Raw genomic sequence first — 12,066 nt, forward strand, 5'->3', positions numbered from 1 at the left:
CCGGGCAGGATCAGCGCCGCGTGAACATGCGAGCCACGCGCTGCAGGCCGGGATAGGCGTACTCCAAAAACTCACGCAGCCCGCAGTAGCCCGCATCGTAATAGGCGATGTTCAGGCGCTTGCAGTTGCGATGGCAAATGCCCTCAAAGGGGCAATCGGCGCACCGCGCGCAATCGCGACGCGGCTCGTTCAAAAACATGCGCATGGTCTCACAGGTCGCCATTGCCTCAAGGGAATCGACGCGAATATCGCCCACGCGGTACTCATCCAGCGCATAGAAGTCGCACGGATACACCGAACCGTCGCTTTCCACCACGAACTGCGGAGCGCAGCGGCCGAGCATACCGCACTGCGACGGAAACTGCCCGAGCGCCATCTGCATGACGTTCTCGAACAGCCAGATGCTCACATAGCGCCCAGCACCGAGCTCGCGCCACCACAAGTCGAACAAGCGGCGGTAGAACGAGGAGAAGGCACGCGGGTCGAGCGAGAACGTGTCCCGCTCATCGTCGAGGCCCGGCAGGCACGGGATGAACTGGATATGGGTGATCTTCTCCTGCTTGATGAAGGAGAAGACGCGCTGTGGATGCGCCGCCATCTGCGAGGTGAGGACCGAGAGTATGTTGACGTCCACGCCGCGCTCGCGCAGCAGGCGAACGCCGCTCATGACGCGCGCGTACGTAGCGGCACCGTGCGCATCGGGACGCATCGAATCGTGCAGGTCGCGATAAGCGTCAACCGAGACTCCGATGAGGAACCCGTGCTCGCGGAAGAACTCGGCCCATTCCTCTTCGATCAGGTAGCCGTTGGTCTGCAACGCCCAGCTCACCCGCTGGTTCTCACGGCGCTCCTCCACCCGCGCGACGAACGAATGGAAGAAGTCAAGGCCGGCCAGGGTGGGCTCGCCGCCCTGGAAGGCGAAAGAAATGTGCGCATCACTCGCCACGGCGAGTGCACGGTCGATGATGGCACTTGCCACGTCTTCGCCCATGACGCGGGCGCTCCGCTCCTCGCGATGAGCAGCGACATCGCAGTAAAAGCAGTACCTGCACCGCATGTTGCAAGCACTCGATGCCGGTTTTATCAAAAAGCCAATATGCTTCGCGCACATGGCACATACCCCCCTTCGCACAGGCTAGCCCTCACTCATCGGGCCGGAAACCACCTCCTTACCCGAGGCGGCGCATCCGGCCCGCACAATCACCGCATGAATCTTAGGCCAAGCCCAGGCGCTCCTTTTGCTCGGCCGGGGACTCATGCTCCTCCAGGCCGCGCAGCAGCAGGTCAATCATGCGCTGTTCGGCGTGGTCGTCCTTGCCGGCGAGATTATTAACCTGGCCACGCGAGTTTTCACCATGCCATACAACGGCCGCGGCCCCTACGGTCTATCCGCTCCCAAGGCCTACGTCTCGGCAACCGGTATTTTTGGAAACGAGGTCTTTGGCTCTCGTCCCGATGCAGCCATGGTCCTCTCAGACGCTCTTTCTCGAGCTCAGGAGCGTTATCTTGTTGTAGATGCTGAAAAAGTCGGAAGGCGCGACTTCTGCCTTTTCACCACACTGGAGGATATGACCGCGGCATTCATTAACGAGGACGCAGACCCCCGGACCATCGAGGCCCTCCGCGCCTATACCTCCGTCATTACCGCATAATCCAATTGGCAAGCCATGCTTAAACCCGAACGTCACGAACAATTACTTGAGCTGTGCGCTCAGCGCGGAATGGTCACTGTTGCCCAAGCCGCAACAATCTTTGATATATCTGAAATGACCGCTCGAAGAGACTTCGATGAGCTCTCGCGACGCGCTGGCGTCATCCGCGAGTACGGTGGCATCCGACTTTCAAGCGGCTCCCCCATTGCCGAAGAGGTCCCGTTTTTTGAAAAGCTCTCAATCCGCTCCCCTGAAAAAGAGCATATCGCACGCACCGCTGTCAACCTCATCAGAGAGCGCGACACCATCTTCCTCGGACCCGGTTCGACTTGCGCTCTCATCGCCCGTGCGCTGCCGCGCATGCGGCTGCGCGTCATCACAAACAGCATCATCGTGCTGAACATGCTCCAGACGCGTAACGATGTGGAGATCTGGGCCCTGGGAGGACAGTATCGCAAACGATCGGGTTCTTTCGTCGGGCCCATCGCCGAAGATGCTCTCGCCCCGCTCGGTATCGACACTTGCTTTATCGGCACCAACGGCGTACTCGCCCAATCCATCTCCTGTTCTAACCTTGAGGAAGGACGCTTACAGGCGCTCGCTTGCGATCGCGCCGCCAAGCGTTACCTTGTCTGCGATTCAAGCAAGATCGGACAGATGGACTTCTTCGGCTTCTTCAATCTCGATCAAATGGACGCACTCATCACCGATGCAAATGTCAACGACAAACAGCGTTCCATGGTTCTCGAATCAACTCGCATCATCGTCGCAGAATAGGCCTGTTTTGATTTAGCTGGACACCACAGCAAAGACCCCGATTCGATAAAGCCGAATCGGGGTCTCATTATTCGCATCAAATCGCAAATAGGTCAGCAGCTACTTCTCAGTGTAGACGCTCTCGCCACCGAGATAGGTCTCGACGAGGGATAGGTCGGGGTTGAGGACGACAACCTCACCCACGTAATCGGAGGTGCCGGCACCGGTGAGCACCACATTGAGGCGACCGTCGCCCATGGCGCGGGCGTCGGCCAGGAACGCCTCGACGGCCTCAAGGTTATCCTTGTAGATGTTCAGCGTGTCAAGCCAAAGCTCGGGAGACGACACGTTGATGCCTGCTTAACTCTGCTCGCTCAGGCTAAAGACTTTGTTGAGGATCGATGATCTGCTGCAAGGTGAACTTACATTGGGACGTGTCGCATTCTTCTTGCGAATCCTCAAAATCAAAGATCATGATGGCGCAGTTGGGGAGTTTTGTTGGGAGTTCGAAGCCCTCTGGGGCTGCAGCCTTGATGAATTGGCGGCTAGCGCTGCCGTGGCTTACTGCTAGGAGGGTTTCGATCCCCTCGGCGCCCATGAGATTGGTGAGGGCGCCCACCATGCGCTCCTGCAGGGCATGGCTTCCTTCTCCGCCAAATGGGATCAGGTCCTCGCCGGGGTCCCAGACGTCGGTGGGTAGGGCGTCGTGGGGGCCTTCTTCGAAGGTGCCGTAGCTGCGCTCGATGATGCCTTCGCAGGGCTCGACTGCTGCATCCCGGCCGAGGAGTTCGGTTGCGACGAGACTTGCCGTGTCCATGGCTCGGCCTAAGGGCGAAGAGACCACTTTGTCGGGAACGACGTTGTGGGCTTTGAGCCACGCGGCTGCCATCCCGGCTTGCTGACGACCCAGGTCGGTCAGCGGTGAATCGCAGCGGCCCTGGACCAGCTTTTTGACGTTAAACTCCGTCTGACCGTGGCGGAGTAGATACAGCTTCTTCATGCTCTCCCCTTCTGCATAACCTGCTTTGCCGGCACAGCCTTACTCGTGGGTATGCCCTACGTAGTCTTCGTCGATCGTGATCTTGGCAATCGACTTGGAATATTCCGATTCGACCCGTTGTGCCAGCGCGTGCTTTAAGTCTTCGGCACTCATCTGCAGATCCGAGGGACGCACGCAGTCAAAGATCACGTTGGTGTGCGTGGGGCCCAGAACACAGCGTAGGTCGTGGATCGAGAGGCGGCTATCAATCTCTTGAGCCATAGCGTTGATGCGCAGACGCATGCTCGCCACCTTTGGATCGTCGGTCACGATGGGATCGTAATGGAGCGTGACGATCATGCCGTCTTCGACCCTAAACGACTGCTCGATGTTATCGAGCGTGTCGTGACTTTCCAGCGGGCTGGCCTCGGCTGCCATCTCGGCGTGAGCGCTTGCGAACTTCCTGCCCGGGCCGTAGTCGTGAACCATCAAATCGTGAACGCCCAAAACGCCGGGGTAGCTCATGATCTTGTCTCGAATGTGCTTGACCAGCTTTGGATCAGGTGCCTGGCCCAAAAGCGGGCTCACCGTATCCTGGATGAGCTCAAAGCCGCTCCAGCCGATATAGGCGCCAACGGCAAGGCCGACCCATGCGTCAAGATTGATGTGCGTCACCTGCGAAACAATTGCGCACGCCAGCACGGCACCCGTAGCTAGGACATCGTTCTTTGAGTCCTGAGCGGTCGCATGCAACGTCTCGGACTCAATGCGATCGCCGAGCTTTTGGTTGAGGGCCGCCATCCAGAGCTTAACAATCATCGAAAGCACCAAGACTGCCACCAGGGCAAGCGAGAACTCGACAGGTTCGGGGTGGATGATGCGCTCAACCGAGGACTTCACCAGCTCAACGCCAATCAGCAGCACGAGCGCCGCCACGACCAGACCCGAGAGATACTCGTAGCGGCCATGTCCGTAAGGATGCTCGGGGTCGGCCGGCTTGCCCGCCAGCTTAAAGCCAAGCACGCTCACGATGTTCGAGCTGGCATCAGACAGGTTGTTCATAGCGTCCGCCACGATTGAAACCGATCCCGACAGCACGCCAATTGCACCCTTCGCAGCGCATAGTGCCACATTGGCGAGAATACACACCATACCCGTCAACGTTCCCACGCGTGCTCGGTCGCCCTGCGCACGCTTAACAATCCACTCGACCATCTATATCCGCCCCCACGGTACTACCTATATATCTATTGCTCAAACGGATTGTAGTGTAGCCACTTTGTCCTCCAGATACAAAAAGGCCGCAGCCCACACGGACCACGGCCTTGGAATGTGGCAAAGGAATCGTCCTTGTGTCGCACAGGTTTACGCGCTTACTTCGGCCACGCTCTTCGAGGTTTCGGGTGAATCGGCTCCGTCTTCTGCCGCCTGCCCCTTCGCCGGCACCACGCCAAAGCAGTAGCTCAGCGCCGCAGACACCGCAAATGCCACACCGCCGGCAGCGCAGCACCACAGCAGGTTCGAGATGCCACCCGTGGCAAAGCCAATGACCATGAGGACATTCGTCATGCCGATGGTATAGGCCGTAACGTGGCCCACGGCCGCAACGAGGCCTCCGACGGCGCCGCCAATGGCCATGCACGTCAGGCACCTGCCATATTTGAAGCCGCAACCGTACAGCGCCGGCTCGCTTACGCCGCCAAGAACGCCCGAGATCGAATAGCCCAGCATGAGCGTCTTCTCGTCCTTATCCGCAACGCGGAGCGACGCACCAAAGGGCATACCCCAAACGGCGAACGTTGCCATCGTCGCGGCGATCAGGATGCACGAATCCGTTCCCACACTCATAAACTGCGCATAGGCGAGCGATAGGACAACGTTGCTGACACCCGCGATCTTAAGAAACTCCCAGCCCGCGGCAAGCCCCATGAGCGTGAGCAGCGACACGATGCCACCGGAATTGCCAAGCATAAACATAAGCTGGCCCAACAGCATACCCAGATAGCTGCCCGCCGGCGCCGTAATGCACAGCGAAACCGGAACCATGACAAGCATGGTCGCAAACGGAACAAACGAAAACGCCACGGCCTTAGGGATAACGCGCTGAAAGAAACACTCCACTCGCCATAGCAAGGGCACCGAGATGAGAACCGGAATAACAGTCGTCGTGTAATCGTTGACCGGCGCGGGAAGCAGACCATACACGGAAGTCATCGATGCCCCCGTCGTCGATGCGGCATCGAAGAGCTTAAGCAGATCGGGCGCAATCAATACGCCGCCCAGCATCATGCCCAGCTGCTCCGAGCAACCGAGCTGGCGGGCGGCCGCCCAACCAAGATAAATGGGCAAAAAGTAGTAGCCGGCGTTATAAAGCCAACTGTAGAACAGGCGATAGATTTCGGAATCGGCAGACCACAGGCCCAGCATGCCTTCGCCCATAATGACGGCGACGGTGCGGAACAACGCTGCGCAGACAATAAACGGCAGCGCCGACATCATGCTTTTGGACAGATAGTCCACCACGGCCGTGGCGTTTGATGAAACCGTCGTTGTAAACGAGGTGTTAGAAACTTGCGACATGGAACGCCTTTCCCAATGTGACATGCGGGCTGCCCCTTTGTCACATCGTGCGGTACTGACCGATTGTGCGGTACTTTTCATAGCGGAGGTTTGTGAGGGCGGCGTCGTCGAGCTGCCCAAGCGTATCGAAGGCATCAAATGCCGAAGACATGACGGCACCGGCGATCTCCTCATGCGACAGGCCCCTATCGTCGACAATGCCGTCGATGATGCCGAGCGCCAGCAGATCGGGGGCCGTGAGCTTCAGCGCCTCGGCGGCCTCATCCGCACGCTCCGTATCCTTCCACAGGATCGACGCGCAGGCCTCGGGACTCACGACCGAATAGGCCGAGCTCGAGAGCATCAGGATGCGGTCGGCCACGGATAGCGCCAGCGCGCCACCAGAGCCGCCCTCGCCTGTCACCACCGAGACAATCGGCGTCTTAAGGCCGCTCATCTCCATGAGATTCTGGGCAATCGCCTCGCCCTGGCCGCGCTCCTCGGCACCGATGCCGCAAAACGCGCCCGAAGTATCGACCAGGCACAGAACCGGTCGACCAAACTTTTCGGCCTGACGCATAAGGCGACGCGCCTTGCGGTAGCCCTCGGGATGCGCCATGCCAAAGTTGCGGCGGATACGCTCTTTGGTCGTGGTGCCGCGCTCGATGGCGATAACCGTTACGGGGCGTCCGTCTTTCCAGCCAATGCCAGCCAACACAGCGGCGTCGTCGCCAAAGTAACGGTCGCCGTGCAGCTCAACGAATCCGTCGAGGCCCAGCGAGATCGTCTCACCCGCCGTGGCGCGATCTGCCGAGCGGGTCTGCTTGACAATCTCGAGCGCGGTTTTTGGTGCGGCCGAGCGCTTAAACAAGTGTCCCAGCTTTTTGCCGCGGCGACCCGTATGCACAATCTCATGCGGTGCCCCCAGGCCGGGTGCGTGTCCTTCGTGCAACGCCAGCAGCTCGCCTACCGTGAGCGCAATCTCGCCACGCGGAACAACGGCATCGCAAAAGCCGTGCTCCAGCAAAAACTCGGAGCGCTGGAATCCCTTGGGCAGGCGCTTGTGCATGTTCTGCTCGATCACGCGCGGGCCGGCAAATGCCGTCAGGGCATCGGGCTCGGCCAGGATAATGTCGCCCTCCATGGCAAAGCTCGCGGTTACACCTCCGGTCGTGGGATCGGTGAGCACCGTGATATACAGGCCGCCCGCCTCGCTGTGGCGCCTAACCGCCGCAGAAATCTTGGCCATCTGCATGAGCGAGGTCACGCCCTCCTGCATGCGGGCGCCGCCCGATACGGTAAAGCCAACGACCGGCAGCCCCAACTCGGCCGCGCGCTCAAAGACACGACAGATCTTCTCGCCCACCACGGAGCCCATTGAGCCCATCATAAAGTTGGCATCCATAAAGAAGAGCGCGGTATCGCAGCCGCAGATTTTGCCCCTGCCGCACACAACGGCATCGCGCTCGCCCGAACGCTCGCTCACGCTCTTAAGCTTGTCGGCATAACCGGGAAACGAGAGGAAGTCCTTCGACGCCAGATTGGCATCCCATTCCTCAAAGGTACCCGCGTCGACCGTCATGCGCATGCGCGCGCGACCGCTCACGCGAAAGTGCTTGCCGCAACGAGGGCAGACCTCGAGGTTGTCGTGCAGGCGCGCCTCATCGATCACACGGCGGCACTCCGGGCATTTGACAAACACGTGGCGCGCGGGGAACTCGGCGCACGACTCGGTTATCGGCCCCTCAAGGACATTGACCGTCTTCGCTTTTCTATTCATCAGCATAGAGATGCCCCATCAGATCGGTGTGATACATGCCCGACAAGAACTCGTCGTTTGCCAGCACGTCGAGCTGAAGCTCGCTGTTTTCGCTCACGCCCTCAATCACGAGCTCGCCTAGGGCCGAGCGCATCTTGCGAATGGCGCCGTCACGCGTGGGCGCACACACGATGAGCTTGCCGAGCATGGAGTCGTAGTACGGCGGAACTTTCGCACCGGTAAACATGGCGGAATCCCAGCGCACGCGCGGGCCACCCGGCACACGCAACGCGGTGACCGTTCCGCACGACGGCAGAAAGTCCGGCGTTTCGGCATTGATGCGGCACTCCATGGCGTGGTTGCGCACCGGCATGTCCTCCTGCTCAAAGGGCAGAGGCTGGCCGGCAGCCACGCGCAGCTGCCACTTAACCAGGTCGGTATCGGTCACAAACTCCGTAACCGGATGCTCCACCTGCAAGCGCGTGTTCATTTCCATAAAGTAGAAATTGCCGTCATCTGAGTACAAAAACTCGATGGTGCCAGCGCCCTCATAGCCAACGGCACGAGCCAGGTCGCGCGCGGCCTTGTGCATGCGCGCGCGAATATCATCGCGTCCGTCGAGGCACGGCGCGGGGCTCTCCTCGATCAGCTTTTGGTTGCGGCGCTGCACCGAGCACTCGCGCTCGCCGAGCGAAAACACATGGCCCTGCTTATCGGCCATAATCTGTACCTCAACGTGATGCGCCGGCGCAACGAACTTCTCCATGTAGCACTCGCCGTCGCCAAAAACGGCCTCACCCTCGGCACGCGCCTCGATGAACGCCTTTGCCGCATCTTCCACGCGCTCGACCTTGCGAATACCGCGACCGCCGCCGCCCGCGCGCGCCTTAATAAGCACGGGGCAGCCGATGCGCTCGGCCTCGGCCGTTGCTTCCTCGGGGCTTTTGAGCAAATCGCAGCCCGGCACGATGGGCACGCCCGCAGCAGCGGCCGTTCGGCGTGCGGCGTCCTTGTCGCCCATGCTGTCGATCACCTCGGCCGAAGGACCGACAAACGCCAGACCGAACTTGTCGCAGTCGCGCACGAAGCTCGCCTTCTCGGAAAAGAAGCCATAGCCGGGATGAATTGCCTTAGCTCCCGACTTTACGGCACAGGTGAGCACGGCATCGTCGTTGAGGTAGCTCTCGGCAAGACGCGGGCCGCCGATGCAATACGCCTCGTCGGCAAGCTGCACGTGTAGCGCGTCCGCATCGGCCGTGGAATAAACGGCGACGGTCTTGATGCCCATATCGCGGCACGCGCGGATAACACGGACCGCGACTTCGCCGCGGTTGGCGATGAGCACTTTGTCGAACATGGAGCCTTCCTTAACTTTCGTGCATGAGTGCAAAAGACATATCGGCGCGGCAGCAAACCTCACCGTTGACGCTCGCAGTACCCGTCGCAAAGCGGAACGGCCCGCGCGCACGCGTGATGGAGCACACCAGATCCACCGTGTCGCCCGGGCGCACCGGACGCTTAAAGCGCACCTTGTCCAGACTCGTGTAGAACGGCGTCGCGCCGCGCGCCTCCTCATCGCCCATCAGCAGCACGCAGCAGTTCTGGGCGAGCATCTCGCACTGAATCACGCCGGGAACGACCGGGTTTCCCGGAAAATGTCCCTGCAAAAAGTACTCGTCGCCTGTAATCGTGATCTTGCCGTGGGCCTCGTCGCCCACCAGCTCGGCTTCGTCGAGCAAAAGCATCGGCTCGCGATGCGGTAACAGCTTCTTGAGCTCTTCTTTGTTCATGGATATCACCTATCCGATCCTCATGAGGCAGCTGCCAAACTCCACGAGGTCGCCGTCGGCCACGCAGATCTCGAGCACCTCACCGTCTGCCTCGGCCGTCACCTCGTTGAGAACCTTCATGGCCTCGATGATGCAGAGGGTCTCGCCGGCCTTGACCTTGGAGCCCACGCGCACAAACGGCTCGTCGCCCGGCGCAGGGGCAGCATAGAAGACGCCCACCATGGGAGCAGTCACCTCGGTGCCCTTGGGCTCCGGCGCGGCGGCAGGTGTCTGCGTGGCGGGTTCCGGTGCGGCAGGCGCGACTGTGGGAGCTGCAACTTGAGCGGCCATGGCGCTCGGCATAGGCATGGGCACGGCAACCGGCTGCGCCACACTCGCGCGCTCGAGTTCGACCGCGGTGCCATCGGGCTCCTCAACGCGTACGCGCGTGAGGCCGCGGTCCTCCATCACATCGGCTATCTCGGCAAGTCTTTTGGAATCCATGCTCTAGCTCCTCGTATATCTACGCAGCGCGATGGCGGCGTTGTGCCCGCCAAAGCCCAGGTTGGTCGAAAGCGCCCAGGTAAGGTCGGCGCGAACCGCGCGATTGGGCGTGTAATCAAGATCGCAGGCGGGATCGGGCGTGTGGTAGTTAATGGTCGGCGGCACCACGCCCTGCTCGAGTGCCATGGCGCAGGCCATGACCTCAATGGCCCCCGTGGCACCGATCATGTGCCCCGTCATCGACTTGGTCGACGAGACATGTGCGGCGCGCGCCGCGTCCTCGCCGAGCGCCCGCTTAATGCCTGTCGTCTCGGACGAATCGTTGAGCTTGGTCGAGGTGCCGTGGGCGTTGATGTAGAGACCCTCGGAAGGCTTGACGTCGCCCTCGGCTACCGCCAGCGATATCGCGCGGGCAATGCCGGCAGCCTCGGGATCGGGACTCGTGATGTGATAGGCATCATCGGTGTTGCCGTAGCCCACGACCTCGGCATAAATGTGCGCACCGCGCGCCTGCGCATGTTCCATGCTCTCGAGTACCAGCACGCAAGCGCCCTCGCCCATCACAAAGCCGTCGCGGTCTGCATCGAACGGGCGGCAAGCCGTCGCAGGATCGGGGTTGGTGGTCAATGCGCGGCAGGACGTAAAGCCTGCAACGGCATCGGGGATAATGGCCGCCTCGGCGCCGCCCGCGAGGATCGCGTCGGCATAGCCGTGCTTGATGGCGCGGAACGCCTCGCCCACCGCATGGGCCGAGGTCGCGCAAGCAGTCACGACTGGCAGGGTCGGTCCCTTTGCCTTGTGGCGGATCGCGATATTGCCCGAAGCCATGTTGGGGATCATCATCGCAATCATATAGGGCGATGCGCGGCGAGGTCCACGATCGGCGATCGTGTGGACGTTGTCGACGAGCGTCTGCATGCCGCCCACGCCCGAGCCCACGTAGACGCCCAGACGCTCACGATCGATGGCGCCTTCGACATCAAAGCCCGCATCGTGCATTGCCTCGTCCGAAGCCACCAGCGCAAACTGAACGCAGGGGTCCAGATGCTTGGCGTCGCGCTTGCCAAAGTACTCGTTGCCGTCAAAGCCCTTGACTTCGGCCGCCACCTTGACGGTAAACGCATCGGTATCAAAGTGCGTGATCGGGCCGATGCCACAGGTCCCGGCGCACATGGCCGCCCAGGTGGCAAGCGCGGTGTTGCCGAGCGGCGATACGGCACCGATGCCGGTGATTGCAACTCTCTGTTCCATCATGGTCTCCTCATCCAAGCCGTTCTTCGGCCCTGGTTTCTACATCGCCATTCCGCCGTCGACGCGCACGACCTCGCCCGTAATGTAAGCAGCCGCATCGCTCGCTAAAAAGCGCACCACGCCGGCCACTTCCTCGGGACGTGCCATGCGCTTAAGGGGAATCTGTTCCTCGGTTGCCGCACGCACCTTCTCCGAGAGCTTTGCCGTCATATCTGTCTCGACAAACCCGGGAGCGACCGCGTTCGCTCGTACGCCACGAGGCGCAAGCTCGCGCGCCACCGCCTTGGTAAGCCCTATCACGCCCGCCTTGGAAGCAGCGTAGTTGGCTTGCCCGGCATTGCCCATCAGGCCCACGACCGAGCTCATGTTGACGACGCAACCGCCGCGCTGGCGCATAAAGGTCTTGGTGAGCGCGCGCGTCATATTGAATGTTCCCTTGAGATTGACATCGAGCACGCGATCGAATGCGTCATCGCCCATGCGCATGAGCAGGCCATCGCGGGTGATGCCGGCGTTGTTGACGAGCGCCCAAATGGAACCAAAGTCGTTGAGGACCGCTTCCACGCACGCGTTGACAGCAGCGGGATCGGCCACGTCGCATTGATATGCGCGTGCCGTGGCGCCAACCGCCTCACAGGCTTCGCACGTCTTGCGCGCCGCATCGACGCTGCCGGCATAGACGACGGCGATATCAAAGCCGTCCTCCGCCAGACCGACAGCGCAGGCGCGGCCGATACCCCGCGAGCCGCCCGTGACCAGTGCCACGCGACGTGAGTCGTTGCGCTCGAGCGCGCCGTTGTTCAAGTTGCCCATGTCATTCCTTTCCGGGTTACAGCC

Annotated in this window: 13 protein-coding genes; 2 read left to right on the plus strand and 11 right to left on the minus strand. The window is 61.0% G+C overall.

Annotation, left to right across the window (positions count from 1 at the left end; genetic code table 11):
• Positions 1–10 precede the first annotated feature (10 nt).
• The gene (locus AAAX31_RS01335; protein WP_117647580.1) at positions 11–1,111 is read right to left on the minus strand and encodes a radical SAM protein; all 1,101 of its coding nucleotides are present in this window, start codon (positions 1,109–1,111) and stop codon (positions 11–13) included.
• 145 nt (positions 1,112–1,256) lie between these two features.
• On the opposite strand from AAAX31_RS01335, the gene AAAX31_RS01340 reads away from it, so the two are divergent.
• A complete protein-coding gene (locus tag AAAX31_RS01340) occupies positions 1,257–1,652 on the plus strand; it encodes a hypothetical protein (protein ID WP_349075921.1) in 396 nt (131 codons plus the stop codon).
• Positions 1,653–1,667: 15 nt separating this feature from the next.
• Entirely contained in the window at positions 1,668–2,429 is a 762-nt protein-coding gene (locus tag AAAX31_RS01345) for a DeoR/GlpR family DNA-binding transcription regulator (protein ID WP_349075922.1), read from the plus strand.
• A gap of 99 nt (positions 2,430–2,528) precedes the next feature.
• Here AAAX31_RS01345 and AAAX31_RS01350 read toward each other — a convergent pair whose 3' ends face one another.
• The 10 genes from AAAX31_RS01350 to fabG all read right to left on the minus strand — a co-directional run bounded on the left by AAAX31_RS01350 (position 2,529) and on the right by fabG (position 12,042).
• Entirely contained in the window at positions 2,529–2,756 is a 228-nt protein-coding gene (locus AAAX31_RS01350; RefSeq protein WP_233506705.1) for a hypothetical protein, read from the minus strand.
• Between the two features lie 31 nt (positions 2,757–2,787).
• A complete protein-coding gene (locus tag AAAX31_RS01355) occupies positions 2,788–3,408 on the minus strand; it encodes a histidine phosphatase family protein (RefSeq protein ID WP_349075925.1) in 621 nt (206 codons plus the stop codon).
• Positions 3,409–3,447: 39 nt separating this feature from the next.
• Positions 3,448–4,602 carry a cation diffusion facilitator family transporter gene (locus AAAX31_RS01360; protein WP_349075927.1) on the minus strand — a complete coding sequence of 385 codons (1,155 nt, stop codon included), beginning with the start codon at positions 4,600–4,602 and terminating at the stop codon, positions 3,448–3,450.
• Positions 4,603–4,752: 150 nt separating this feature from the next.
• Positions 4,753–5,967, minus strand: a complete 1,215-nt coding sequence (locus tag AAAX31_RS01365; RefSeq protein ID WP_349075929.1) for a hypothetical protein — start codon at positions 5,965–5,967, stop codon at positions 4,753–4,755.
• Positions 5,968–6,007: 40 nt separating this feature from the next.
• Entirely contained in the window at positions 6,008–7,732 is a 1,725-nt protein-coding gene (accD, locus tag AAAX31_RS01370; protein ID WP_349075931.1) for an acetyl-CoA carboxylase, carboxyltransferase subunit beta, read from the minus strand.
• Positions 7,719–9,062 carry an acetyl-CoA carboxylase biotin carboxylase subunit gene (locus AAAX31_RS01375; RefSeq protein ID WP_117629226.1) on the minus strand — a complete coding sequence of 448 codons (1,344 nt, stop codon included), beginning with the start codon at positions 9,060–9,062 and terminating at the stop codon, positions 7,719–7,721. The genes accD and AAAX31_RS01375 overlap by 14 nt, the downstream gene beginning before the upstream one ends.
• A gap of 10 nt (positions 9,063–9,072) precedes the next feature.
• A complete protein-coding gene (gene fabZ, locus AAAX31_RS01380; RefSeq protein ID WP_099432064.1) occupies positions 9,073–9,495 on the minus strand; it encodes a 3-hydroxyacyl-ACP dehydratase FabZ in 423 nt (140 codons plus the stop codon).
• A 9-nt stretch (positions 9,496–9,504) separates the two neighbouring features.
• The gene (accB, locus tag AAAX31_RS01385) at positions 9,505–9,978 is read right to left on the minus strand and encodes an acetyl-CoA carboxylase biotin carboxyl carrier protein (RefSeq protein ID WP_117629227.1); all 474 of its coding nucleotides are present in this window, start codon (positions 9,976–9,978) and stop codon (positions 9,505–9,507) included.
• Positions 9,979–9,981: 3 nt separating this feature from the next.
• Positions 9,982–11,232: a beta-ketoacyl-ACP synthase II gene (gene fabF, locus AAAX31_RS01390; protein WP_233540464.1), complete on the minus strand. Its 1,251-nt coding sequence runs from the start codon at positions 11,230–11,232 to the stop codon at positions 9,982–9,984.
• 36 nt (positions 11,233–11,268) lie between these two features.
• Positions 11,269–12,042: a 3-oxoacyl-[acyl-carrier-protein] reductase gene (fabG, locus tag AAAX31_RS01395; RefSeq protein ID WP_117775852.1), complete on the minus strand. Its 774-nt coding sequence runs from the start codon at positions 12,040–12,042 to the stop codon at positions 11,269–11,271.
• Positions 12,043–12,066: the final 24 nt, after the last annotated feature.

The organism is Collinsella sp. CLA-ER-H5, assembly GCF_040092375.1.
Taxonomy (GTDB): Bacteria; Actinomycetota; Coriobacteriia; order Coriobacteriales; family Coriobacteriaceae; genus Collinsella.